Genomic DNA, 23,278 nt, shown 5'->3' with positions numbered 1-23,278 from the left:
ACCGCCGATGACCGACAGCTCAGCAACGGTACGACCGGACCGGCGTGCGGAACTCGCCAACGGGCTGGCCCGGGTGCGGTCCCGGATCGACGACGCCTGCGCGCGGGCCGGCCGGGACCCCGCCGAGGTCACGATGATCGCGGTGACGAAGACGTACCCGGCCAGCGACGTGGTGGCGCTGGCCGGGCTCGGTGTGGCCGACGTGGGGGAGAACCGCGACCAGGAGGCGGCCGGCAAGGTCGCCGAGGTCGCCGCCGCCGGGGTACGCCCCCGCTGGCACTTCATCGGCCAGTTGCAGCGCAACAAGGCCCGTTCGGTGGTCCGCTACGCCGACGTGGTGCACTCCGTCGACAGTGTCCGGCTGGCCCGTGCGCTGGCCACCGCGACCGCCGACCGGGAGGTGCCGCTCGACGTCCTGGTCCAGGTCAGCGTCGACGGTGACGGGGCCCGGGGCGGGGCGCTGCCCGGCTCGGCCGATCCGGACGCCGGGCTGGAGCCGGTGGCCGGGGCGGTGGCCGACGCGTCGGGCCTGCGCCTGGTCGGTCTCATGGCGGTCGCGCCGCTGGGTTGGGAACCGGAGCGGGCCTTCGCGCGACTCGCCGAGGTTACCGGCGTGTTTCGCACCGTCCATCCGGGAGCCACCGCGCTGTCCGCGGGGATGAGTGGAGATTTCGAGATCGCGATCCAATACGGCGCGACACATGTCCGTGTGGGTAGCGCGTTGCTCGGAATGCGTCCCACGCTGCGGTAGCCTGACCGCCAGACAGGCAAATTACATCAGTGTTGTTTCAGGGGCGGGCGTCCTCAGTCGGGGGCCGTGGCACGCGACGCGAATCGCGTGCCGGGGGATTGCCGTTCCGGTCCGATGGGCATCGTTGTCCACTCGCGACGGGCGACACGGCACGGGGGCGCGTGCCGCACGGCGGACGGAAGGGCGCGGGATGGGTGCACTGCGCAAGGCGGGGGTCTGGCTCGGTCTGGTCGAAGAGGACGACGAGCGGGCCTACGACGACGGTGGCTACGACAAGGGTGGCTACCGCGACTCGCGTTACCGGCAGAGCCGGTATGCCGAGGAGTTCGCCGACGAGGACGACGACGACACCGAGGAGCCGCCGGCTCCCCGGCCGCGGGTCAGCGAGCGGGGTCGGCTCTCCGAGCGCGCGAGCGGGCGGCTGGGCGATTCCGAGCGCGCTGACGGTGAGCGTCCGGAGCGGATCGAGCGGTCCAGCGTACGGTCGATCACCCGGTCGCCGGCGAGCGAGACCTCGGGCGCGTTGACCTACCACACGCGGGACAACCTGGCCCTCGCGCCGCAGGTCACAGCGCGTGAGCGGGCCATGCCGGAGGAGGAGCAGCGCTACCAGATCACCACGCTGCACCCCACCACCTACCGGGAGGCGCGCACCATCGGCGAGCACTTCCGCGACGGCGTCCCGGTGATCATCAATCTCACCGAGATGGATGAGGCCGATGCCCGCCGTCTGGTGGACTTCGCCGCCGGGTTGGCGTTCGGCCTGCGCGGTACGATCGAGCGCGTGACCAATCGGGTGTTCCTGCTCTCACCGGCCAATGTCCAGGTCACCGCTGAGGACAAGGCCAAGATCGCTGAGGGCGGCTTTTTCAGTCTGAGTTGATACCGCCCGACCCGAGGGACGTCGCTGATCGTGTTGTCGATCTTACTGCAAGTGCTGTACCTGATCCTTTATGTCTTCCTGCTCCTCCTTCTGTCCCGGTTCGTGTTGAGCGCCGTCCTGCAGTACGGCCGCCGCTGGCAACCGGGGCGCGGAGCATCAGCGGGATTGGAATCCGTGTGGAGCGTCACTGATCCCCCTCTCAACGCGTTGAGGCGTGTGATCCCTCCGCTGCGAATTGGTACCGTGAGCATCGACCTGGCCTCCCTTGTGCTCCTGGTTATCCTGTTCGTGCTGATGGAGTTCGTGTTAGGGCCGTCGATCAGGGCATCTGCCTGATGACCGACGCGCTTTCGCGGCCGCAACTGACCCGAGGAGTTTCGATGCCGCTGACCCCGGCCGACGTCCACAACGTCGCCTTCAAAAAGCCGCCGATCGGCAAGCGGGGGTATGACGAGGAGGAGGTCGACGCCTTCCTGGACGAGGTCGAGCGCGAGCTCGCCCGTCTCATCGAGGAGAACAACGAGCTGCGCGCCCAGGTGGAGCGCGGCGGCCGTGGCGGTGCCCCCGCCGGCCCCGGCGGCGACGCCCGACTGGCGGCGGAGCTCAACGACGTCAAGGCCCAGCTCGACCGGGTGCAGCGCGACAAGTCGGCAGCCGAGCAGGCGGCCCGCGCGATGCAGGCCGAGCTGGAGCAGGTTCGTGCCACCGGCGGTCCCGCGGGGGTCACCGGTGACGGCGAGCAGCAGGCCCTGCGCGTGCTGATGATGGCCCAGCGCACCGCCGACGACCACGTGTCCGACGCCCGCCGCGAGGCCGACAGCCTGCTGTCCGAGGCCCGCAGCAAGGCCGAGGAGGTGACCCGCGAGGCACGTGCCAAGGCCGATGCCCTGGAGCGGGACGCCCGCCAGCGGCACCAGGAGGCCATGGGTGGCCTGGACGCCAAGCGCACGGCGCTGCAGAAGCACATCGAGGAGCTCAAGCAGTTCGAGCGCGAGTACCGCACCCGGCTCAAGGCGTACCTGGAGAGCCAGCTGCGTGACCTCGACGGTCGCGGCCAGGGCCTCGAGGCCGAGATGACCCGCTCCGAGTCCGGCCGCGTCACGGGCGGCAACGGGCTGGCCGCCGCGGGTCTCGCCGGCTCGTACGGCGGCGGCGGGCGTTCCGGCGCCCTCGAAGCCGGACGCTGAGCACCGGCCGGCGATCACGGTCCGCCAACAATGGTGACGGTCGCCGGCCCTGCCTGGACGGTACGACGCGGCGGGGGTGAGCCGTGATAGTCGCAAGTCTTCTGCTCATCCTCGTCGCGGTGGTGCTCCTGGTGCTCGGCCTGGCCAGTGGCTCCAGCTTCCTGTTGATCATCTCCATCGCGGCCAGTCTGCTGGCCGCCGTGGCGTTGGTGGTGGGCGCCCGCCAGGCGGCTGCCAACCGGGCCACTGTGGATTCCGGCCGGACCGGCCGGCGGCACCCCGACGCTCCCCACTCGGCCAGCCAGGCCAGCCCGGGTGTCGCGTACGGGCCGCCGCTGGTCGAGCCGGAGGTGCCGGTCCAGCACGTGCCCACGACGGTCGGTACCGGCGGCACCGGGTGGCGGCAACCGCCCGCGCCGCCGGTCGACCAGACACCGCGCGTCGACGAGGCGGCCCCGCTCGACGAGGACCCGCCGTTCGTGCCGGTGACCGACGAGGCGCCTGCCCGCGCCCGGCCCGTCAGCCCGGCGCCGCCGGTCGCCGACGCGGCCGGTGACGTGTTCGACGGCCGGGGGTCGCTCGCCGACGAGCCGGCCGAGCAGCCGGTCACCGTCGCCGAGGCGGCCCGGGTCGCACGGCTCCTCGACGACGTCGAGGTCGTGGACGGCCGACCCCGCTACCACCTCGACACCTGTCCACACCTGGTCGGCCGGCAACCCGAGACGTTGCCGGTCGCCGAGGCGGTGGAGCTCGGCTTCACCCCGTGCGCGCTCTGCGCGCCAGCGACCGCCCTCCTCGCCGACGTCCGGCCGATCTGAAGCGGCACCGGTGCCCGCGCAGGACACGCTCACCGTGGCGGTGCGGGTGAAGCCCGGCGCCTCCCGGAACCGGGTGGGTGGCCGCTTCGACGGCCCGCACGGGCCCGCTCTCGTGATCGCGGTACACGATCCGGCCGTCGACGGCCGGGCGACCGAGGCGGCCCGCCGGGCGCTGGCAGGGGCGTTGGGCGTGCGTCCGGCGACTGTGTCACTGCGCGCCGGCGCGGCCAGCCGGGACAAACTCTTCCTCGTCGATCGGCCCGGTCCGCGGGTGCCCGAGCTGCTGCGTCGGCTGCGCGACGGATCCGCCGGGTGAGGACAGCTCAGGCGCGGCGGTCGTGACGCCGGGGTTGGACATCGCGCTGCTGCTCGGTGCGGCCGTGCTGCTGGTGGCGGTCGGCGCGGTACGGCTCTCCACCCGGCTCGGCGTGCCCAGCCTCCTGGTCTACCTGGCGTTGGGCGTGGCGATCGGGGAGAGCGGGCTGGGTATCCGCTTCGACGACGTCGAGCTGACCCGGACCCTCGGGTTCTGCGCGCTCATCGTCATCATCGCGGAGGGGGGCCTCACCGCGCGCTGGAGCACGTTGCGTCCGGTGCTCGGGCTGGCGTCCGCGCTCTCCACCGTCGGGGTGGTCGTCAGCATCGTGGTGGTGGGCGTCGCCGTACACCTGTTGCTGGGGCTGGACTGGCGGTTGGCGCTGCTCTACGGGGCGGTGCTCTCGTCCACCGACGCGGCGGCCGTCTTCGCCACCCTGCGCCGGCTCCGCCTGCCGCCCCGGCTGGTGGCCACCCTCGAGGCCGAGTCGGGCATGAACGACGCGCCGGTGGTGCTGCTGGTGGTGCTGCTGTCCCACCGGGGCCTGTCGCACCCGTGGTACTACGAGGTCGCGCTGGTCTGCTACGAGCTGGGCGCCGGCGCGGCGGTCGGGGTGGGGGCGGGCGTCGCCGGCACCTGGGCGCTGCGCCGGGCCGCGCTGCCGTCGGCCGGGTTGTACCCGATCGCCGCGGTGGGCATCACGGTGCTGGCGTACGCCGCGGGGGCGGTGCTGCACGCGTCGGGCTTCCTCGCCGTCTACGTGGCCGGGGTGCTGCTGGGCAATGCCCGGCTGTCGCACCGGCAGGCGATCCTCGGCTTCGCCGACGGGCTGGCCTGGCTCGCCCAGATCGGGTTGTTCGTGCTGCTCGGGCTGCTGGCCTCACCGGGCCGGCTGGACGCGGCGGTGCTGCCCGCCGTTGTCGCCGGGCTGGCCCTGGTGCTGCTGGCCCGCCCGCTGTCGGTGGCCGCCTCGGCGCTGCCGTTCTGGGTCAGCCTCCGCGAGCAGGCGTTCCTGTCCTGGGCCGGGCTGCGCGGGGCGGTGCCGATCGTGCTGGCCACCATCCCGCTGTCCGAGCGGGTGCCCGGCGCGGAGCGGCTCTTCGACGTGGTCTTCGTGCTGGTGGTGATCTTCACGTTGGTGCAGACCGGGACGCTGGGGCCGCTCGCCCGTCGGCTGCGGGTGACCGCACCGGCCGAGGCCGCCGAGATCCACGTGGAGACCGCGCCGCTGGAGCGGATGCGGGCGGATCTGCTCCAGGTGGAGGTGCCGCCGGGCTCGCGGCTGGCGGGCGTGCACGTCGACGAGTTGCGGCTTCCGGTGGGCGCGTCGGTGACCCTGGTGCTGCGCGACGGGGTGGGCTTCGTGCCGGCGCCGGACACCCGGTTGAAGACCGCCGACAGTCTGCTGATCGTGGCGACCGCCGGGGTCCGCGACGCCGCGGAACGGCGGCTGCGGGCGGTCAGTCGGCGGGGTCGTCTGGCCCGATGGTTTGGCGAGTACGGAGATGAGGTACCCGGTTGATCTGCTAGCGTTCCTTTTGCCCCGGTTAGGCAGAGCTAGGGGTCGTTAGTCGGTACGACGGTGCGCCACGTTGTCGGACGCCTGTACGTTCCGTATTCTTGCCAACCTCCGGAGTGCGCGGCCTTGTCGCCGTGCGCCCCTTTTTGTCCATAGGGGACGCCCTGGTCGGCGCCCCCTGACCAGGCGCCGCGGACCGCGCGGCTCCCCGGCCGAGGGAGCGAACCATGGCGAAGCCAGCCGACACCAGAACCGCCGGGCGTAAGCCGGTGGCCAAGGCCACCCGCAGCGCGGCGGAGACCGAGAAGATCCGGGCGGCGCTGGCGGCGCGGCGGGACGAGCTTCGCGCCGAGTACGATCAGACGCTGAGTGAGATCACCGAGCTGCAGCGCGACCGGTTGACCGACTCGGCCGGGGACGACCAGGCCGACACGGGCACCAAGACCCTGGAGCGCGAGCAGGAGATCTCTCTCGCCAACAGCATCCTGGAACGGATCACGCAGGTCGAGCGCGCTCTGGAGCGCCTCGACGAGGGTGGTTACGGCTGGTGTGAGCGGTGCGGCAACCCGATCCCGGTCGAGCGCCTCGCCGCCTTCCCGTCGGCCACCCAGTGTGTGACGTGCAAGCAGCTGGAGGAGCGGCGCTGAGGCCCGTTCCCCGGCGGCGATGAGACGGTGAGCGATCACCGCCGAGACTGTCGATGGGGAGCGCATGACCGCAGCACCGTCCGCCGAACCTGACCGCACCGACCCCGGGGGCGGCACCCGCCGGCCCCGCGCCGTGGCGATCCTCGCCGGCGTCGCCGTGGTGGCCCTGCTGGCCGACCTGGTCACCAAGCACCTCGCGCTCGCCGCGCTGACCGACCGGGAGCCGGTCCGGTTGCTCGGCGGGCTCGTCTACCTGAGCCTGACCCGCAACAGCGGCGCGGCCTGGAGCATCGGCGCCGACCACACCTGGGTCTTCCCGCTGATCACCATCGGGGTGGTCGGCTGGATCGTCTGGATGGCCCTGCGACTGCGCTCGCTGCCCTGGGCGATCTCCCTCGGCCTGGTGTTGGGCGGGGCGCTGGGCAACCTCGTCGACCGGATCTTCCGGGCGCCGTCCCCCTTCCACGGTCACGTGGTCGACATGATCAGCCTCTTCGACCCGTACGGTCAGGTCTGGCCGGTGTTCAACCTGGCCGACAGCTCGCTGGTCAGCGGCGTGCTGCTGGCCGTGCTGTTGGAGCTGACCGGCCGGCAGCGGGACGGCCGGCGGGTGGGGCGCGACGGCGAGCCGGCCGCGACCGGTGCCGCGTCGGGCGCCGAGCAGCGGGAGCGGGCGTGACCGCCGCGTTCGCCGCCGGCGGCGACCACCGTTCCCTCCCGGTGCCGGACGGCCTCGACGGCATGCGCCTGGACCAGGCGGTGGCCCGCCTGTTCGGGCTCTCCCGCACCGCCGCCGCGGCACTGGTCGACGCCGGGGACGCCCTCGTCGACGGGGCCGCCCGACCCAACTCCCACAAGGTCAAGGCCGGCTCCTGGCTGGAGGTCACGCTGCCCGCCCCGGCCGCGCCGCCGACGGTGGTGCCGCAGGCGGTGCCGGGCCTGCGGGTGGTCTACGCCGACGACGACATCGTCGTGGTCGACAAGCCGGTGGGCGTGGCCGCGCACCCGAGCCCGGGGTGGACCGGGCCGACGGTGATCGGCGGCCTCGCCGCGATCGGGCACCGCATCTCGACCAGTGGCGCCGCCGAGCGGCAGGGCGTGGTGCACCGGCTCGACGTGGGCACCACCGGGATCATGGTGGTGGCCAAGAGCGAGCAGGCGTACACGGCGCTGAAGCGGGCCTTCAAGTACCGCGAGGTGGACAAGGGCTACCACGCGGTGGTGCAGGGCCACCTCGACCCGCTGCGCGGCACCGTCGACGCGCCGATCGACAGGCACCCCACGCACGACTACCGGTGGGCGGTGGTCTCCGGGGGCAAGCCGAGCGTCACCCACTACGACACCCTGGAGGCGTTCCCGGCGGCCAGCCTGGTCGACGTCCGGCTGGAGACCGGCCGGACCCACCAGATCCGGGTGCACTTCTCCACCCTGCGGCACCCGTGTGTGGGTGACCTCACCTACGGCGCCGATCCCACCCTCTCGGCCCGTCTCGGCCTGGCCCGACAGTGGCTGCACGCCCGCGAACTGAGCTTCCTGCACCCCCGTTCGGGGGACGAGGTCCGGTTCGTCAGCGACTACCCTGACGATCTGGACCGTGCGCTCCAGATCCTGCGTGACTGAGCGGCGACCGCCCCACACCGATCCACAGAGGGGATCCCGCCCGTGCGCGCCGGCGATCTGCTGCGGCAGTTGGACCAGCGGCTGCTGCCGCGGCTGAGCCGGACCGTCGCCCGGTTGGGCGACCGGTCGGCGCGGTCCGGGGTGCTCACCTGGGCCGCCGTGCTCTCCGCGGCGGCGGTGCTGGGCACCGCGGTCTGGGCCGTCGACGACACGCCGGTCGGCGACCGGACGGTGGGCGAGGTGACCCGGGTCGGCGTCTCCGAGGGTGACTCCGTCCCCGGCTACCTGCGGTCCGCGGCGGCCGACCTGGCCGCGCTCCACGCGTCCGCCCAAACCGCCGAGGGTACGACGTACGCGCTCGTCACACTCGACACGTACCTGCCGCCGCAGCGGCTGGCGCAGGTCCTCGGCGACGTGCCGGTCTCGACGGTGTTCGGGCGGGTGCCGCTGCCCGGCCGGCAGACCGAGATCGTCAAGATTCCCGCCCTGCGGGTGCCGGACGACGTGCTCGCCGGGATGGCAAGGGTGGCGACCCGCAAGGACGACGAGGCCGCCGACTACCGGGCGCGGGCCGCCGCGGTGCGGGGCGCCGACGCGGGCGAGCGGGAGCTGCGGGAGCGCTACCTCGGCGGCGCCGAGGTGGCCGCCGCCGAGGCGGCCGCGTACCGCCTCGGCTGCTCCTGCGTCTACGCGGCGGTGGTGCGGGCGACGCCGGTGGTCCTTCGCGGCGTCGCGACCCGACCCGACGTGCGGGCGGTCGACCCCGCCCCCGAGGTGTACCGGCTGGACCGCACGGTCTTCACGCCGCCGCTGCCCGAGCAGCGCGACGTGGTGCGCCCGCCGGCCGACACCGGGCCCACCCCGCAGCCGACCGCGCCCGAGCGGCCGGCGTCGACGCCGAGCGCGACGTCGCCCTCGCCGACGCTGGGCGAATCGTCGGAATCAGCACCGGTCGTGACGATTCCGTCACCCGAGCCGTTCACACCGGAACCCACCCTGTCGACGCCGTCGGGCGTCACCACCTCGCCGGACACCCTCGACGTCGAGCCGCCGACCCCGACGTCGTCGTGATGTGCGTCGGCTGGTGTGCGCGTGCGGGTGTGGTCCGAATAGGGTTTGGTTCGTAGCCTGTCAGACGAAGATTGATGGCGCTGGGAGGGCGGGCCGTGGAGGGCAGTGAGACCGGCTGGGGCCGGCCGGCCGAACCAGCACCGCGGTGGCGCGCGCTGTTGGACCGTGCCCGGTTGGGCGGTCGCGGCGCCGAGCAGACCGAACCGGACCGGCATGCCGAGGAGGCCCCGCCGGACCCGCTGCCCCGGCGCGCGGCAGGCAACGGTTACGCCGGCCGGGCCCCCGCCATCGGGCACCCCTCCGAGCTGTCGTACGGCGCGGAGCCCGGTTACCGGGCCGAGGGGACCTACCGCGTCGACAGCGCCTACCGGGCCGAGCCGGACTACCGGGCCGAACCGGCGTACCGGTCCGAGCCGGACTACCGGGGCGAGCCGGCGTACCGGTCCGAGCCGGCCTATCGGGCGGAGCCGGCCTACCGGAGTGAGCCGGCGTACCGGTCCGAGTCGGCGTACCAGGCGGAGCCGGCGTACCGGTCCGAGCCGGACTACCGCGCCGGGCCGGACTACCGCGCCGAGTCGGGTTACCGGAGCGAGCCGGGTTACCGCACCGAGCAGCCGGGCTACCGCGCCGCGCCGGACTACCGGGCCGCGCCCGAGCCGGACTATCGGGCCGCGCCCGAGCCGGACTATCGGGCCGCGCCCGAGCCGGACTATCGGGCCGCGCCCGAGCCGCCGCGCGGCTCCGAACCTGTCCCGTCGCGCTACGCCCTGCTGGACAACGGCTACCGGCCGGGCGACCAGCCGGTCGAGTCGCGCTACGCCCTGCTGGAGACCGGCTACCAGCCGGAGACCGGCTATCCGGTGGCCGCGCCACCCCCGCCGGTGGCCCCGCCTCCCGCGCCGCCGGTCACCCGGCCGTCCGTCCCGCCGACGCCACCCGCCCCGGCGGTCGGCTCGGCGGTCGCCGAGCGCTCCTACCCGGCCCGGATCGAGTGGCGCCCGCAGGGCGTCGACCAGGAGCAGGAGCGCGCCAACGGGGTGCTCCGCCGGGACCTGGGCACGCCCCGGGTGTTCGCCTTCGCCAACCCGAAGGGTGGGGTGCACAAGACGACCGCCACGGTGCTCGCCGCCGCCACCGTCGGCAGCGTGCGCGGCAAGGGCGTACTGGCCTGGGACGACAACGAGCTACGGGGCACCCTCGGCCTGCGCGCCGGCAGCGCCCGGCACGCCCGGACGATCCGGCACCTGGTCAGCGAGCTGGCCCAGATCGAGATCCTGGAGGGCGCGACCCTTCTGGACCGGCTCGACGACTACCTCCGGCACGCCTCCGACGGCTCGTACGACGTGCTGGCCGGCGAGGAGAGCCCGCGCTTCGCGCAGCGACTGGACCAGTTCACCGTCCGGCGGGTGCTGGAGCTGCTGCGGCGCACCCACGAGGTGGTCTGCGTGGACACCGGCAACAACGTGGAGAGCCCCAACTGGCGCACCGTGATGCAGGCCGCCGACCAACTGGTGGTGACGACGGTTCCCCGCGAGGACGCGGCGTTCAGCGCGGACTGGATGCTCGACCTGCTGCACGAGGAGGGCATGAGCGAGCTGGCGGACAACGCCATCACCCTGATCTCCTGCCCGACCCCGGGCCGCTCGCCCCTCCAGGACGACCTGGAGCGGCACTTCGCGACCCGCACCCGGGGTGTGGCGGTGGTGCCGTACGACCCGGCGCTGGAGACCGGCTCGTCGATCGAGTACCACCAACTCCAACCGGAGACCCGACAGGCGTGGCTGCGGGCGGCGGCCATGATGGTGGAGCCGTTCGCCCGGTGAGCGGGTCCGCCGCCACCGGAGCCCCGGCCGGGTACCGGGCCTGAGAGGATCATCGGGTGAGCCCGGACAACCCCGATCCCGCGCGCCCCGTCGACGAGCCCGACCGACCCGCCGCTGCCCAGCCGGCGGGCGCCACACCGCCGCCCGCCGGGTCACCGGCCGACCCGCCACCGGGCGCCGGCACCCCACAGGCGGTCACGGCGGACGGGACGCCCGGACCTGTCGCGCCGGTCGCGCCGTCGGTGGGCGGCCCCCTTCCGGACGGTGGCGCCTCGGCGGCGTACCAGAGTTCGTTGGAGCTGCGGTTCGACGAGCCTCGTCGCCCGCTGCGCACGGCGGCGACGGTCCTCGGCGCGGTGCTCGCGCTGGCCGCGCTGGGCATCCCGCTCGGGTTGCTCTGGGCCGCGCTCGCGCCGGACACGCCGGTGCTCAAGACCGCCGAGGGGGCGATCTACGCCGAGCCGCAACCGGAGCAGCCGATCGCCGCGGACGGCTGGTTCAGCCTGCTCGGTCTCGCCTTCGGGCTGCTCGCGGCGTTCGCCCTCTGGTTCGTGCTGCGTCGGCAGCGCGGCCCGGTCGGACTGCTGGCCGCGGTGCTCGGCGCGCTGGTCGCCGCGCCGGTGGCGTGGCAGGTGGGGCGGCGCGTCGGCCTGGCCACCTTCGACCGGTTGCTGGCCACCGCGCCGGCCGGCCAGTCCTTCGGCAAGCCCGCGGACCTGCGGGCGGGCGGCGTCGACTGGCTGCTCGGGGTGCTGCCGGTGCCGCACGGCAACCTGCTGCTGCCGGCGTTCGGCGCCGCCGTCATGTACACCCTGCTCGCCGGCTGGTCCCGGTGGCCCAACCTGCGCCCCGAGCCGGCGCAGCTCAGTTGGGTGTCGGTGGGGACGCCAGCTCCGCCAGCGGCACCGGAACCGCCCGGACCTGACGCAACAGAGCCGCCTCGCGGTTGAGCAGCCGCAGCTCGGCGCGGAGCCGGGAGGCGGTGTCGTCGATCGCCAGCAGGCGCTGCCGGTCGTCGACGGTGAGCGCCGCGGTCGCCGCCACCAGGTGGGAGAGGACCGTCGGGTCCTCCGGCAGCTGCTCGGAGATCTCCTCCGGGTCGGCGCGGATCAGGCCGAGATACTGCCGGAACACCGCGATCACCCGGGCGGCCAGCAGATCGGCGACCTCGTCCGGCCCGCCCGGATCGGGCAGCCACTCGACGTCGGCGGTCAGGTAGGGCGCGGCGTTGTCGTCGACCTCGGCGATCCGGAACCGCCGCCGGCCGACGGTGACGATGTCGAAACCGCCGTCGGCCAGCTCGGTCACCTGGCGCAGCTCGGCGGTGCAGCCCACCTCGTGCAGCGTGACGTCGCCGACGCCCGCCGTCGCCCGTTCGCCGGGGCCGGCGGGCGCGACCTCCCAGCCGGCCTGGATGGCCACCACGCCGAACTCGCGCGGGGCGCCCTCGGGCAGGTCGACCAGGTGTCGGACCAGGGCCCGGTAGCGCTCCTCGAAGATGTGCAGCGGCAGCACCAGACCGGGAAAGAGCACCGTTGCGAGCGGGAACACCGGCAGCCGTGCGGTCACATGGTCGAGCCTAACCAATCTCGCCCTGCCGGGCGTGGCCCGGCTCACCGTCCCGGCGTACGGGCGGCCCGGGTGGACGCCGGGTGGGCCGCCTAGACTCGCAAGGGTGCTGAATCGGATCGACCTACGCGACGGTCTCGACGACCCGCGTCGCCTGCTGCCCCGTGCCCAGCTCGACGTGTCGGTCGCCGTCGAGCGCATCCGGCCTCTGGTGGAGGCGGTCCGCGAGCATGGTTACCCGGCGATCCGGGAGGCCAGCGAGCGTTTCGACGGCATCTCCCCGGAGGTGCTGCGGGTGCCGGTCGAGGCGATCGCCGAGGCCGAGGGGGTGCTCGACCCGGCCGTCCGCGCCGCGCTGCTGGAGTCGATCAGCCGGGCCCGGCGGGTGCACGAAGACCAGCGGCGCACCGACCACACCACCCGGGTGGTGCCCGGCGGCACCGTCACCGAGCGGTGGCTGCCGGTCGACCGGGTCGGCCTCTACGTGCCCGGCGGCCTGGCGATGTACCCGTCGACGGTGGTGATGAACGTCGTTCCCGCCCAGGCGGCCGGGGTGCGCTCGCTGGTGGTGGTGAGCCCGCCGCAGCGGGACAACGGCGGCCTGCCCGACGCCCGGGTCCTCGCGGCCTGCGCGTTGCTCGGCGTCGACGAGGTGTACGCGGTGGGCGGCGCCCAGGCGGTGGCGATGCTGGCGTACGGCGCGGCGGTGGACCCGGCGGGGGAGCGGCGTTGCGATCCCGTCGACCTGGTCACCGGCCCGGGCAACATCTGGGTGACCGCCGCCAAGCGGCTGCTGCGCGGCGTGGTCGGCATCGACGCCGAGGCCGGCCCGACCGAGATCGCCATCCTGGCCGACGACACGGCCGACCCGGCGCACGTCGCCGCCGACCTGATCAGCCAGGCCGAGCACGACCCGCTCGCCGCGAGCGTGCTGGTCACCCCCTCGCTGGCGCTGGTCGAGGCGGTCGAGCGCGAGCTGGCCCGCCAGGTGCCGGCGACAAAGCACGCCGAGCGGGTGACCACCGCGTTGACCGGCGAGCAGAGTGGCGTGGTCCTGGTCGACGATCTCGAGGCCGGGCTGCGGGTGGTCGACGCGTACGCGGCCGAGCACCTGGAGATCCAGACGGCCGACGCCCGGGAGTGGGCGCTGCGGGTGCGCAACGCCGGGGCGATCTTCGTCGGCGCGTGGTCGCCGGTGTCGCTCGGTGACTACTGCGCGGGCTCCAACCACGTGCTGCCCACCGGCGGCTGCGCCCGGCACTCGTCCGGCCTGTCCGTGCAGTCCTTCCTGCGCGGCGTGCACCTGATCGAGTACACCGAGGCGGCGCTGCGTGACGTCGCCCCGCACGTGGTCACCCTGGCCGGCGTCGAGGACCTGCCCGCGCACGGCCAGGCGGTGCAGGCCCGCTTCCCGGGAGGGCTGGCGTGACCGGTCTGGAGGACCTGCCGATCCGCGCCGACCTGCGCGGGCTGTCGCCGTACGGGGCGCCGCAGCTCGACGTGCCGGTGCGGCTCAACACCAACGAGAACTCGCACCCGGTGCCGGAGCCGGTGGTCGAGGCGATCGGCAAGGCCGTCGCCGCCGAGCTGCGCGAGCTGAACCGCTACCCGGACCGGGACGCCGTGGCGCTCCGCGCCGACCTGGCCGAATATCTCGGCCACGGGCTGACCGTCGAGCACGTGTGGGCGGCGAACGGGTCCAACGAGATCCAGCAGCAACTGTTGCAGGTGTTCGGCGGGCCGGGGCGCAGCGCGCTGGGATTCGTCCCGGCGTACTCGATGCACCCGTTGCTGGCCCTCGGCACCGGCACCCGGTGGGTGCCGGCCGCGCGCGGCGTCGATTTCGGGTTGACCGCCGCCGAGGCGGTCGCGCAGGTCCGCGAGCACCGGCCCGACGTGGTCTTCCTCTGCTCGCCGAACAATCCCACCGGCACCGCGCTGGACCCGGCGGTGGTCGCCGCGGTGCTCGACGTCGCGCCGGGAATGGTGGTCGTCGACGAGGCGTACGCCGAGTTCGCCAGGCCCGGGACGGTCAGCGCCCTCGCGGTCCTGCCCGGCCACCCGCGGCTGGTGGTCACCCGGACGATGAGCAAGGCGTTCGGCTTCGCCGGCGGGCGGCTGGGTTACCTGGCGGCCGACCCGGCGGTGGTGCGGGCGGTGCAGCTCGTCCGGCTGCCGTACCATCTCTCCACGCTCACCCAGGCCGCCGCCCGCGCGGCGGTGGCCCACCGGGACGCCCTCCTCGGTACGGTGAGCGCGATCATGGCGCAGCGGGACCGGATCGTGGCGACGCTGCGGGAGCGTGGGTTGCGGGTCGCCGACAGCGACGCCAACTTCGTGCTGTTCGAGGTGGGCGGCGACCAGACCGTCGTCTGGAACGCCCTGCTGGCCCGGGGGGTGCTGGTCCGCGACGTGGGCCTGCCCGGCTGGCTGCGGGTGACCGCGGGCACCGCCGCCGAGACCGACGCCTTTCTTTCTGCGATGGAGAATCTTCAATGAGCCGGACCGCCCGGGTGGAGCGGATCACCAAGGAGACCAAGGTCCTCGTCGAGATCGACCTCGACGGCACCGGCGCCGCCGAGATCAGCACCGGCGTCGGCTTCTACGACCACATGCTGCACCAGATCGCCCGGCACGGCGGGTTCGACCTCACCGTGCGCACGGTGGGTGACCTGGAGATCGACGCGCACCACACGATCGAGGACACCGCGCTGGCGCTGGGCGCCGCGTTCGACGAGGCGCTGGGCGACAAGGCGGGCATCCGGCGGTACGGTTCGGCGACGGTGCCGATGGACGAGGTGCTGGTCCGGGCCGCGGTGGACCTGTCCGGTCGGCCGTACGTGGTGCACGACGAGCCGGTGCTGGCCCCGTACATCGGGCCGGTGTACGCGACGAGCATGACCCGGCACATCTGGGAGTCGTTCGGCCAGGCGGCCCGGGTGACGCTGCACGTGGACGTGTTGCGGGCGGCCCGGCCGGGCGGGCACCCGGACGCGCACCACGTGGTGGAGGCGCAGTTCAAGGCCGTTTCCCGGGCGCTGCGCGAGGCCACGGCGATCGACCCGCGGTCGGCGGGCGCGATCCCGAGCACGAAGGGTGCGCTCTGATGAGCGCGAGGAGTGCAGCGAAGCGGAGCCCCGCAGTCGCGAATGGAAGGTGTCGCTGATGACCGCGTTGCCGACGTTGTTGCTGATCCTGGCCGGGGTGCTGGTCGGTGGGGCGTGGTCGCTGCACCGGCAGGGCGCGCCGAAGGGAGCGGTGATCATCACCGCGCTGCTCGCCGTGCTGGCCACGGCCGGCGGGGTGTTGTGGCTTCTGCCCGGGGAGAACGCGTGAGCGACGTGGTGGTGCTCGACTACGGTTCGGGCAACCTGCGCTCGGCCGAGCGGGCCCTGGCCGCCGCCGGCGCGGACGTTCGGGTGACCGACGACCTGGCCGCCGCGGCTGCCGCCGACGGTCTGGTGGTGCCGGGCGTGGGGGCGTACGCCGCGTGCATGGCCGGGATCGAGGCGCTCGGTGCGGGTCCGGTGATCGCCGAGCGGGTGGCCGCCGGCCGGCCGGTGCTGGGCATCTGCGTGGGCATGCAGGTGCTCTTCGAGCACGGCGACGAGCACGGGGTGGTGACCAAGGGGCTCGGGTTGCTGCCCGGCGGGGTGACCCGGCTGGCCGCCGACCGGTTGCCGCACATGGGCTGGAACACCGTCCGGGCGCCCCGGGAGTCGGTGCTCTTCGCCGGGCTGGGCGAGCAGAGCCGGTTCTACTTCGTGCACTCGTACGCCGTGGGCGACCCGGCGGCGCTGGCCGCCGCCGGCGCCACCGTGACCATCGCACACCACGGCCAGGACTTCGTCGCCGCGGTGGAGCGCGGGCCGCTCGCGGCGGCCCAGTTCCACCCGGAGAAGTCCGCCGACACCGGTGCCGCGCTGCTGCGCAACTGGTTGGCCACACTGCCCAGCGGTGGGTGAGCGTCGTCGCGCGACGTCCGGTCGTGGAGTGTCGCGGTGAGTCGGGAACGCGCCCGTCGCCGGGCCCAGCGGGAGGCGGAGCAGGCCCGGGAGCGGGCGGTCCGGCAGCGCCGGGTCGCCCGTCGGGAGCGCCGTCGCGCGGTGTTCCGCCGGTTGACGCCACGGCTGCGGCGGGGCCGCTCCGGGCGGTTGGCCCGGCACACCCGAGGTGAGCGGGCCGCGATCGTGCTGCTCACCGGCGCGGCGCTGATCCTGATCTGGACGCTCGTCGACAATCTGGCGTTGCGTGTCGCGCTGATCGTGCTCTTGTTGCTCGTACTGCCGGCGATCGTGGTGATCGCACTGGACCGTCGTACCTGATCGAGGAGAAGACGTTGAGCCTCACCCTGTTGCCCGCCGTGGATGTCGCCGACGGCCGGGCCGTCCGGCTCGTGCAGGGCGCACTCGGAAGCGAGAGCGTCTACGGTGACCCGTTGGAGGCCGCACTGGCGTGGCAGCAGGACGGCGCGGAGTGGATCCACCTCGTCGACCTGGACGCGGCCTTCGGGCGGGGCACCAACGCGCACCTGCTCGCCGAGGTGGTGCGGCAGTTGGACGTGAAGGTGGAGCTCTCCGGTGGCATCCGGGACGACGAGTCGCTGCGCGCCGCGTTGGGCACCGGAGCGGCCCGGGTCAACATCGGCACCGCCGCGTTGGAGGACCCGGTCTGGTGTGACCGGGTGGTCGGGGAGTACGGCGACCGGGTGGCGATCGGGCTGGACGTGCGGGGTCGCACCCTCTCCGCGCGGGGGTGGACCCGGGACGGCGGTGACCTGTACGAGGTGCTGGAGCGCCTGGACAAGGCGGGCGCGAGCCGGTATGTGGTCACCGACATCACCAAGGACGGCACGATGCGCGGGCCGAACCTGGACCTGCTGCGCGAGGTGTGTGGCCGTACCGACCGTCCGGTGATCGCCTCCGGCGGGGTGTCCACACTGGACGACCTGCGGGCGTTGGCGGGTCTGGAGTCGGTGGGGGTGGAGGGCGTGATCGCCGGCAAGGCGCTGTACGCGGGCGCCTTCACGGTGGCCGAGGCGCTGCGGACGCTGGCCGAGGCGTGACCGTCACCCGGCTGGGCTCGGGCGGTCCCTGGGAACAGCGGTACGGCTACGCCCGGGTGGTGCGGGCCGGTGACCGGGTCTTCACCGCCGGCTGCACGTCGACGGTGGACGGTCGGGTGGCGCACGTGGGTGACGCCGCCGCGCAGACCGCGCAGGCGCTGCGGATCGGCTTGGCGGCGCTCGCCGAGGTGGGAGCGGAGCCCGGTGACGTGGTCCGGACCAGGATGTACGTGACGGACCGACTGCACGCCGACGAGGTGGGTCGGGCGCACAACGTCGTCTTCGGCGCGGTCCGGCCGGCGGCGACCCTTGTGGTGGTCGCCGGCCTGCTGGACCCGGAACACCTGGTGGAGGTGGAGTTGGAGGCGTACCTCGGCGACCGGTGAGGTACGCCGGACGACCCCGGCCCCAGCCCGATAGGTTGTGCACAACCTAATTGCGCGCTACGGTTCAACGGTGACCGATGACCTGGTGCTGCGCCGGCAGGTGTGCTTCGCGCTCTACACCGCGTCGCGCGCGCTCACCGACGTCTACCGGCCGCTCCTCGACGAGTTCGGGCTGACCTACCCGCAGTACCTGGTGCTGCTGGCGCTCTGGGAGCGCCCCGACGACGCCCGCACCGTGTCCGAGTTGGGCGCCGAGCTGCGACTGGATTCCGGCACCCTCTCCCCGCTGCTCAAGCGGCTGGAGGGGGCGGGCCTGGTGGTCCGGCGGCGGTCGGCCCTCGACGAGCGGCGGGTCGAGGTGGGGCTCACCGACCAGGGTCGGGCCCTGCGGCAACGGGTCGACCACGTCCCGCTGTGCGTCGCCCGGGCCACCGGGCTGGACCTCGACGAGTTGGTCACGCTGCGCGACACCCTCACCCGGGTCACCGACACCATCCACCGACAGAAGGAGCAGTGACCATCATGCAGGTTCTCTACACCGCGTCCGCCACCGCCAGCGGCGACGGCCGGGACGGCCACGTCGAGACCTCCGACGGCACGTTCGCGCTCGACCTGGCCGTGCCGAAGGAGATGGGTGGCGCCGGCGGCGCGGCCAACCCCGAGCAGCTCTTCGCCGCCGGCTACGCCGCCTGCTTCCACAGCGCGCTGCGGGTGGTGGCCCGCCGGGCCAAGGCCGACGTGAACGGCTCCGTCGTCGGCGCCGAGGTCGGCATCGGCCCGAACGGCAGCGGCGGCTTCGGGCTCACCGTGCGGCTCGTCGTCGACCTGCCCGCCGTGCCCCGCGCGACCGCCGAGCAGCTGGTCGAGCAGGCCCACCAGGTGTGCCCCTACTCGAACGCCACCCGGGGCAACATCGACGTCGCGTTGACGGTCCGCGAGACCCTGTCGGCCTGACCAGCCCTGCCGGCCAGAACCCCGGACGAGAGGACGACCACCCCGTGACCAGCAACCGCGAGATCCACCTGGCCAGCCGCCCGAACGGCTGGCCGGCCGAGGAGAACTTCCGGCTCGTCGAGACCGACGTCCCGACCCCGGGACCGGGCCAGATCCTGGTCCGTAACCAGTACATGTCCGTCGACCCGTACATGCGCGGGCGGATGAACGACGTCAAGTCGTACGTCGCGCCGTTCGCGCTCGACGCGCCGCTGGACGGGGCCGCGATCGGCGAGGTCGTGGCCAGCGGGTCGGACGACGTTGCCGTCGGGGCCACGGTCCTGCACGGGCTGGGCTGGCGGGAGTACGCGCTGCTCGACGCCGGCGCCGCCCGCCCGGTCGACCCGACCCTCGCCCCGGTCAGCGCCTACCTGAGCGTGCTGGGCATGACCGGGCTGACCGCGTACGCGGGGCTGCTGGAGGTGGCCGCGATGAAGCCCGGCGAGACGGTCTTCGTCTCCGCCGCGGCCGGCGCGGTCGGCAGCCTGGTCGGCCAGATCGCCAAGCTCAAGGGCGCCGGGCGGGTGATCGGCAGCGCCGGCTCCCCGGCGAAGGTCGAGCGGCTGCGGGCGCTGGGCTTCGACGCCGCGTTCGACTACCACGACGGGCCGGTCCGCGACTCGCTGCGGGTGGCCGCGCCGGACGGCGTCGACGTCTACTTCGACAACGTCGGCGGCGACCACCTGGAGGCGGCGATCTCGGCCATGAACCTGCACGGCCGGATCGCCATCTGCGGCATGATCGCGCAGTACAACGCCACCGAGCCGCCGGCCGCGCCGCGCAACCTGGCGCTGGTCATCGGCAAGCGGCTCACCCTGCGCGGCTTCCTGGTCAACGACCACAACGACGTGCGTACGGCGTTCGTGCGCGATGTCGCCGGCTGGCTGCGCGAGGGCACGCTGTCCTACGACGAGACGATCGTGGACGGCATCGAGAACGCCCCGGCGGCGTTCCTCGGCCTGCTGCGTGGCGACAACCTCGGCAAGATGCTCGTCCGCCTGTGAGTGCCCTCTCGCCGCACGGGGGTGACCCGCCGCACCGGTCGGTCACCCCCGCGTGGGCGGGGGATAGGCTCGCGGCATGACGGTGGCGGTTCGGGTGATCCCGTGTCTGGACGTGGACGCCGGGCGGGTGGTCAAGGGGGTCAACTTCCTCGACCTGCGCGACGCGGGTGACCCGGTGGAGCTGGCCGCCGCGTACGACCGGGCCGGCGCGGACGAGTTGACCTTCCTCGACGTCACCGCGTCCTCCAGCGACCGGGGCACGATGCTCGACGTGGTGCGCCGCACCGCCGAGTCGGTGTTCATCCCGTTGACCGTCGGCGGCGGGGTCCGGCAGGTCGGCGACGTCGACACGCTGCTGCGGGCCGGCGCGGACAAGGTCGGTGTCAACACCGCGGCCATCGCCCGGCCGGAGCTGATCGCCGAGATCGCCGACCGGTTCGGTCGGCAGGTGCTCGTGCTCTCCCTCGACGTACGCCGGGCCACGACCGACGCCACGCCCAGTGGCTTCGAGGTGACCACGCACGGCGGCCGGCGCGGCACCGGGATCGACGCCGTCTGGTGGGCCCGTCGGGTCGCCGAGCTGGGCGCGGGGGAGATCCTGCTCAACTCGATGGACGCCGACGGCACCAGGGCGGGCTTCGACCTGGAGCTGATCGCCGCCGTGCGGGCGGTGGTGGAGGTGCCGGTGGTGGCCAGTGGCGGAGCGGGCCAGGTGGGCCACTTCCCGCCCGCGATCGGCGCCGGTGCGGACGCCGTGCTCGCCGCCAGCGTCTTCCACTTCGGCGAGCTGACCGTTGCCGAGGTCAAGGACGCCCTGCGCCGCGACGGCCACCCGGTGCGCTGAGCGCTGCGGCCACCCGGTGCGCTGAGCTGGTCAGCGCTCCCCGGAGTGCCCCTCCGGCGATCGCCGGGGCGTGGGGATCGAGCGGACCGCGTATTCCTGAACGGCGGCCGCGTGCTCGGCCTCGTCCAGGATCCAGTCGGCCCGGCCGGGCGCGTGCCGGCGGGTCAGCACCCCCTGGACCGTGTCCACCATGGTGGCCACCCCGGCGCGCGGACGGGTGCGCCAGAGCCGCTCACCCTCGGGTGTGATCCGGAACCAGCCGTCCACGACGCTGACCAGGCCGGCGCCGACCAGTCGCTGGACCGCGGCCTCCACCTCGTGCCGCTGCGGGATCGAGTGGTTGAGGTGGTCGGCGGTGGAGAGCACGTCGGCCAGGCGCACCCCCTCCGGCCGTCGACTCGTCGCCGAGCGTCGGTGTCGTCCGGCCCCACTCGCGATGACGAGCGACACGAAAATCCAGGCGTCTGTCCGGTGCCAGCCGTTCTCCCCCATGCAGAGATGATGACGGCGCGCGTGGCGGAAGGGAACACCCACTCTCCATCCTGGTATCTCGTACCACCAGGACGTACCGGTTCGCGAACGGTCGGTGAGGGTCAGCCGACGGGGGCGACCGGCGCGGCGCCGTCGGGCGCGGGCGCGACGGTGTCGGACACCGTGAACGGCGGCAGGAACAGCTGGGTCAGTGGACCGATGGCCAGCGCGTACGCGACAGTGCCCACGCCGACAGTGCCGCCGAGTAGCCAACCCAGGGCCAGCACGGTGACCTCGATGACGGTGCGGACCAGTCGTACCGAGAGGCCGGGCCGGCGGGCCACGAGACCGGTCATCAGCCCGTCGCGGGGGCCGGGCCCGAGCCGGGCGCCGAGGTAGAGGGCGGTGGCGGCGCCGTTGGCCACGATCCCGGTGACCAGCAGCGCGATCCGGAGGCCGAGCGGGTCCGTGGCGGGCATCAGGGCCAGGGTGGCATCCACGACCAGGCCGATCACCACGACGTTGCTGACCGTACCGAGGCCCGGTCGCTGCCGCAGCGGGATCCAGAGCAGCAGCACCAGCGCGCCGACGCCGATGGTGACGGTGCCGAAGGACAGCCCGGTGCGCTCCGCGACGCCCTGGTGGAACACGTCCCACGGATCGAGGCCCAGGTGGGAGCGGATCATCAGGGCCATGCTGAGCCCGTAGAGCACGAGCCCGAGGTACAGCTGGGACAGCCGCCGGAGCGGCCGGTGCCGCAGATTGCCAATCAGTGCCATGCATGCCACCCTAGGTGCCAATCCTCGGCAAGGAAGAAGCCAATATCGGAGGAGTGGCCATGACGGGGCAGGTGCGAGGCGTCCAATTGGCACGTCTCCTCGGGCAGTGGCATGCCCTGCCGGGGCGCCGTCGCAGCCCCGACTACGCCGCCCTGGCCGGCGCGGTGCGCGGTCTGCTCGCCGATGGCCGACTGCCGCTGGGGGTCCGCCTGCCCGCCGAGCGGGAGCTGGCCGAAGCGCTGCGGATCAGCCGGACCACCGTCACCGCCGCTTACCGGCAACTGCGCGAGACCGGGCACCTGGCCAGCCGGCGGGGCGCCGGCAGCTGGACGATGCTGCCCGGCAACCACCGGGTGGCCAGCACGGGCCTGTGGACGCCGACCGACGACCGGGAGATGCTCGACCTCGGCGTCGCCGCGCTGGCCGCGCCGCCCCAGCTGCTGGCGGCCGCCCGCGCCGCCACCGAGGACCTGCCCCGCTACCTGGGCGGGGCCGGCTACCACCCGACCGGCATCGTCGAGCTGCGCGAGGCGGTGGCCGCCACGTACGCCGCCCGGGGCCTGCCCACCACGGCCGACCAGATCATGGTGACCAGCGGCACCCAGCACGCCCTCGACCTGGTGCTGCGGCTTGCCCTGGCCCCCGGCGGCAGTGTGCTGGTGGAATCACCGACCTACCCCAACGCGCTCGCCGCGCTGGCCGGCCGGCGGGCCCGGATCACCACCCACGGCCTGGCCGCCGACGCCGGCTGGGAGCCCGACCTGCTGCTCGGCAGCCTCCGGCAGACCCGACCCAAGCTGGCCTATCTGATACCGGAGTTCCAGAATCCGACCGGGCACCTGATGCCCGCGGCGCTCCGCGAGAGCGTGGTGGCCGCCGCCCACGCGGTCGGCACCGACCTCGTCATCGACGAGTCCTTCGTGGACCTCGCGCTGGACGGCGCCGCGCCGCCGCCTCCGGTCGCCGCCTACGACCGGCACAGCCGGGTGGTCAGCATCGGCGGAATGAGCAAGCTCTACTGGGGCGGTCTGCGGATCGGCTGGGTGCGCGCCTCCGCGCCCCAGGTGCAGCGGCTGGCCGCCGTCCGGGTCGGGGTGGACATGGCCAGTCCGGTGCTCGACCAGCTGGTGGCGGTGCGTCTGCTCGCCGACGCCGACGTGGTCGTCGCCGAGCGTCGGGTCCAACTCGCCGCCCAGCGCGACGCCCTGCTCGGCGCGCTCGCCCGGCGGCTGCCGGAGTGGCGGGTCACCGTGCCGCAGGGTGGCGTGACGCTCTGGGCCGAGTTGGACGGGCCGGTCTCCAGCGCGCTGGCACGGGCCGCGGAGGAGGTCGGCGTACGGCTGGCCCCCGGCCCCCGGTTCGGCCTGGACGGCACCCTGGAGCGTTTCCTGCGGCTGCCGTTCACCCGGCCCGCGGCGGACCTCGTGGAGGCCGTCGAGCGGATCGCGGCGGTCCGCTACGACCTGGACCGGGCCGGTCGCCAGCGGTGGCGGGAGCCGGCGGTCATCGCCTGAGCCCCCGACCGGGCGCGG

General features: G+C 73.9%; 29 protein-coding genes. 26 read left to right on the top strand and 3 right to left on the bottom strand.

What is annotated here, in order from left to right:
* Positions 1–7 precede the first annotated feature (7 nt).
* The 13 genes from O7634_RS00850 (at position 8) to O7634_RS00790 (ending at position 11,585) form a co-directional block, all read left to right on the top strand.
* Positions 8–751, top strand: a complete 744-nt coding sequence (locus tag O7634_RS00850) for a YggS family pyridoxal phosphate-dependent enzyme (protein ID WP_278148264.1) — start codon at positions 8–10, stop codon at positions 749–751.
* A gap of 190 nt (positions 752–941) precedes the next feature.
* The gene (sepF, locus tag O7634_RS00845; protein ID WP_278148263.1) at positions 942–1,634 is read left to right on the top strand and encodes a cell division protein SepF; all 693 of its coding nucleotides are present in this window, start codon (positions 942–944) and stop codon (positions 1,632–1,634) included.
* 30 nt (positions 1,635–1,664) lie between these two features.
* The gene (locus O7634_RS00840; RefSeq protein ID WP_030334503.1) at positions 1,665–1,970 is read left to right on the top strand and encodes a YggT family protein; all 306 of its coding nucleotides are present in this window, start codon (positions 1,665–1,667) and stop codon (positions 1,968–1,970) included.
* Positions 1,971–2,014: 44 nt separating this feature from the next.
* Positions 2,015–2,821, top strand: a complete 807-nt coding sequence (locus O7634_RS00835) for a DivIVA domain-containing protein (protein WP_278148262.1) — start codon at positions 2,015–2,017, stop codon at positions 2,819–2,821.
* 83 nt (positions 2,822–2,904) lie between these two features.
* Positions 2,905–3,639 (top strand): hypothetical protein, encoded by a 735-nt coding sequence (locus tag O7634_RS00830; RefSeq protein WP_278148261.1) that lies wholly within the window; start codon positions 2,905–2,907, stop codon positions 3,637–3,639.
* 10 nt (positions 3,640–3,649) lie between these two features.
* Positions 3,650–3,955: a DUF167 domain-containing protein gene (locus O7634_RS00825; RefSeq protein ID WP_278148260.1), complete on the top strand. Its 306-nt coding sequence runs from the start codon at positions 3,650–3,652 to the stop codon at positions 3,953–3,955.
* 22 nt (positions 3,956–3,977) lie between these two features.
* The gene (locus tag O7634_RS00820; protein WP_278148259.1) at positions 3,978–5,477 is read left to right on the top strand and encodes a potassium/proton antiporter; all 1,500 of its coding nucleotides are present in this window, start codon (positions 3,978–3,980) and stop codon (positions 5,475–5,477) included.
* A gap of 224 nt (positions 5,478–5,701) precedes the next feature.
* Positions 5,702–6,121, top strand: coding sequence for a TraR/DksA C4-type zinc finger protein (locus O7634_RS00815; RefSeq protein ID WP_088988421.1), 420 nt, complete (start codon positions 5,702–5,704; stop codon positions 6,119–6,121).
* Positions 6,122–6,185: 64 nt separating this feature from the next.
* Positions 6,186–6,800 (top strand): signal peptidase II, encoded by a 615-nt coding sequence (gene lspA, locus O7634_RS00810; protein ID WP_278148258.1) that lies wholly within the window; start codon positions 6,186–6,188, stop codon positions 6,798–6,800.
* On the top strand, positions 6,797–7,741 hold the full coding sequence (locus O7634_RS00805) for an RluA family pseudouridine synthase (protein ID WP_278148257.1): 945 nt from the start codon (positions 6,797–6,799) through the stop codon (positions 7,739–7,741). The genes lspA and O7634_RS00805 overlap by 4 nt, the downstream gene beginning before the upstream one ends.
* Before the next feature lie 42 nt (positions 7,742–7,783).
* Positions 7,784–8,812, top strand: coding sequence for a hypothetical protein (locus O7634_RS00800; protein ID WP_278148256.1), 1,029 nt, complete (start codon positions 7,784–7,786; stop codon positions 8,810–8,812).
* A gap of 95 nt (positions 8,813–8,907) precedes the next feature.
* Positions 8,908–10,635 (top strand): ATPase, encoded by a 1,728-nt coding sequence (locus O7634_RS00795; RefSeq protein ID WP_278148255.1) that lies wholly within the window; start codon positions 8,908–8,910, stop codon positions 10,633–10,635.
* Positions 10,636–10,691: 56 nt separating this feature from the next.
* Positions 10,692–11,585 (top strand): DUF2567 domain-containing protein, encoded by an 894-nt coding sequence (locus O7634_RS00790; RefSeq protein ID WP_347404233.1) that lies wholly within the window; start codon positions 10,692–10,694, stop codon positions 11,583–11,585.
* On the opposite strand, the gene O7634_RS00785 is transcribed toward O7634_RS00790, so the two are convergent.
* Positions 11,500–12,204 carry an LON peptidase substrate-binding domain-containing protein gene (locus tag O7634_RS00785; RefSeq protein ID WP_278148254.1) on the bottom strand — a complete coding sequence of 235 codons (705 nt, stop codon included), beginning with the start codon at positions 12,202–12,204 and terminating at the stop codon, positions 11,500–11,502. The genes O7634_RS00790 and O7634_RS00785 overlap by 86 nt on opposite strands.
* Positions 12,205–12,310: 106 nt before the next feature.
* On the opposite strand from O7634_RS00785, the gene hisD reads away from it, so the two are divergent.
* The 12 genes from hisD (at position 12,311) to hisF (ending at position 20,496) form a co-directional block, all read left to right on the top strand.
* On the top strand, positions 12,311–13,633 hold the full coding sequence (hisD, locus tag O7634_RS00780; protein WP_278148253.1) for a histidinol dehydrogenase: 1,323 nt from the start codon (positions 12,311–12,313) through the stop codon (positions 13,631–13,633).
* Positions 13,630–14,703: a histidinol-phosphate transaminase gene (locus tag O7634_RS00775; RefSeq protein WP_278148252.1), complete on the top strand. Its 1,074-nt coding sequence runs from the start codon at positions 13,630–13,632 to the stop codon at positions 14,701–14,703. Before hisD ends, O7634_RS00775 begins: the two co-directional genes overlap by 4 nt.
* Positions 14,700–15,311: an imidazoleglycerol-phosphate dehydratase HisB gene (hisB, locus tag O7634_RS00770; RefSeq protein ID WP_278148251.1), complete on the top strand. Its 612-nt coding sequence runs from the start codon at positions 14,700–14,702 to the stop codon at positions 15,309–15,311. The genes O7634_RS00775 and hisB overlap by 4 nt, the downstream gene beginning before the upstream one ends.
* Before the next feature lie 58 nt (positions 15,312–15,369).
* Complete coding sequence (locus tag O7634_RS00765; RefSeq protein ID WP_278148250.1) at positions 15,370–15,540, top strand: hypothetical protein; 171 nt, start codon at positions 15,370–15,372, stop codon at positions 15,538–15,540.
* Positions 15,537–16,169, top strand: a complete 633-nt coding sequence (gene hisH, locus O7634_RS00760; protein ID WP_278148249.1) for an imidazole glycerol phosphate synthase subunit HisH — start codon at positions 15,537–15,539, stop codon at positions 16,167–16,169. Before O7634_RS00765 ends, hisH begins: the two co-directional genes overlap by 4 nt.
* 36 nt (positions 16,170–16,205) lie before the next feature.
* Positions 16,206–16,529, top strand: coding sequence for a hypothetical protein (locus O7634_RS00755; protein WP_278148248.1), 324 nt, complete (start codon positions 16,206–16,208; stop codon positions 16,527–16,529).
* Positions 16,530–16,543: 14 nt separating this feature from the next.
* Positions 16,544–17,269, top strand: coding sequence for a bifunctional 1-(5-phosphoribosyl)-5-((5-phosphoribosylamino)methylideneamino)imidazole-4-carboxamide isomerase/phosphoribosylanthranilate isomerase PriA (priA, locus tag O7634_RS00750; protein ID WP_278148247.1), 726 nt, complete (start codon positions 16,544–16,546; stop codon positions 17,267–17,269).
* Positions 17,266–17,655, top strand: a complete 390-nt coding sequence (locus tag O7634_RS00745; RefSeq protein ID WP_278148246.1) for a RidA family protein — start codon at positions 17,266–17,268, stop codon at positions 17,653–17,655. The genes priA and O7634_RS00745 overlap by 4 nt, the downstream gene beginning before the upstream one ends.
* Before the next feature lie 70 nt (positions 17,656–17,725).
* The gene (locus tag O7634_RS00740) at positions 17,726–18,172 is read left to right on the top strand and encodes a MarR family transcriptional regulator (RefSeq protein WP_278148245.1); all 447 of its coding nucleotides are present in this window, start codon (positions 17,726–17,728) and stop codon (positions 18,170–18,172) included.
* A gap of 5 nt (positions 18,173–18,177) precedes the next feature.
* Entirely contained in the window at positions 18,178–18,609 is a 432-nt protein-coding gene (locus tag O7634_RS00735; RefSeq protein ID WP_278153817.1) for an organic hydroperoxide resistance protein, read from the top strand.
* 44 nt (positions 18,610–18,653) lie between these two features.
* On the top strand, positions 18,654–19,652 hold the full coding sequence (locus tag O7634_RS00730) for an NADP-dependent oxidoreductase (protein ID WP_278148244.1): 999 nt from the start codon (positions 18,654–18,656) through the stop codon (positions 19,650–19,652).
* 76 nt (positions 19,653–19,728) lie between these two features.
* Complete coding sequence (hisF, locus tag O7634_RS00725; protein WP_278148243.1) at positions 19,729–20,496, top strand: imidazole glycerol phosphate synthase subunit HisF; 768 nt, start codon at positions 19,729–19,731, stop codon at positions 20,494–20,496.
* A 30-nt stretch (positions 20,497–20,526) separates the two neighbouring features.
* Here the strand turns inward: hisF and O7634_RS00720 are convergent, their stop codons facing one another.
* Together O7634_RS00720 and O7634_RS00715 are read right to left on the bottom strand one after the other, a co-directional pair.
* A complete protein-coding gene (locus O7634_RS00720; RefSeq protein WP_278148242.1) occupies positions 20,527–20,988 on the bottom strand; it encodes a hypothetical protein in 462 nt (153 codons plus the stop codon).
* 101 nt (positions 20,989–21,089) lie between these two features.
* On the bottom strand, positions 21,090–21,746 hold the full coding sequence (locus O7634_RS00715; RefSeq protein ID WP_278148241.1) for a hypothetical protein: 657 nt from the start codon (positions 21,744–21,746) through the stop codon (positions 21,090–21,092).
* Between the two features lie 59 nt (positions 21,747–21,805).
* Here O7634_RS00715 and O7634_RS00710 point away from each other — a divergent pair, with 59 nt between their 5' ends.
* Positions 21,806–23,260, top strand: a complete 1,455-nt coding sequence (locus O7634_RS00710) for a PLP-dependent aminotransferase family protein (RefSeq protein WP_278148240.1) — start codon at positions 21,806–21,808, stop codon at positions 23,258–23,260.
* Positions 23,261–23,278: the final 18 nt, after the last annotated feature.

It is taken from the genome of Micromonospora sp. WMMD1120 (assembly GCF_029626235.1).
GTDB lineage: Bacteria > Actinomycetota > Actinomycetes > Mycobacteriales > Micromonosporaceae > Micromonospora.
The sequence above is the reverse complement of the archived record's forward strand: the minus strand, read 5'-3'. Positions and strand labels throughout refer to the sequence as shown.

Excerpts from the sequence above, each read along its gene's own strand:
- O7634_RS00850 (WP_278148264.1), top strand. The coding sequence starts at position 8 with ATGACCGACAGCTCAGCAACGGTACGACCGGACCGGCGTGCGGAACTC.
- sepF (WP_278148263.1), top strand. The coding sequence starts at position 942 with ATGGGTGCACTGCGCAAGGCGGGGGTCTGGCTCGGTCTGGTCGAAGAG.
- O7634_RS00835 (WP_278148262.1), top strand. The coding sequence starts at position 2,015 with ATGCCGCTGACCCCGGCCGACGTCCACAACGTCGCCTTCAAAAAGCCG.
- O7634_RS00815 (WP_088988421.1), top strand. The coding sequence starts at position 5,702 with ATGGCGAAGCCAGCCGACACCAGAACCGCCGGGCGTAAGCCGGTGGCC.
- lspA (WP_278148258.1), top strand. The coding sequence starts at position 6,186 with ATGACCGCAGCACCGTCCGCCGAACCTGACCGCACCGACCCCGGGGGC.
- hisB (WP_278148251.1), top strand. The coding sequence starts at position 14,700 with ATGAGCCGGACCGCCCGGGTGGAGCGGATCACCAAGGAGACCAAGGTC.
- O7634_RS00765 (WP_278148250.1), top strand. The coding sequence starts at position 15,370 with ATGACCGCGTTGCCGACGTTGTTGCTGATCCTGGCCGGGGTGCTGGTC.
- O7634_RS00735 (WP_278153817.1), top strand. The coding sequence starts at position 18,178 with ATGCAGGTTCTCTACACCGCGTCCGCCACCGCCAGCGGCGACGGCCGG.
- hisF (WP_278148243.1), top strand. The coding sequence starts at position 19,729 with ATGACGGTGGCGGTTCGGGTGATCCCGTGTCTGGACGTGGACGCCGGG.
- O7634_RS00720 (WP_278148242.1), bottom strand. The coding sequence starts at position 20,988 with ATGGGGGAGAACGGCTGGCACCGGACAGACGCCTGGATTTTCGTGTCG.
- O7634_RS00715 (WP_278148241.1), bottom strand. The coding sequence starts at position 21,746 with ATGGCACTGATTGGCAATCTGCGGCACCGGCCGCTCCGGCGGCTGTCC.
- O7634_RS00710 (WP_278148240.1), top strand. The coding sequence starts at position 21,806 with ATGACGGGGCAGGTGCGAGGCGTCCAATTGGCACGTCTCCTCGGGCAG.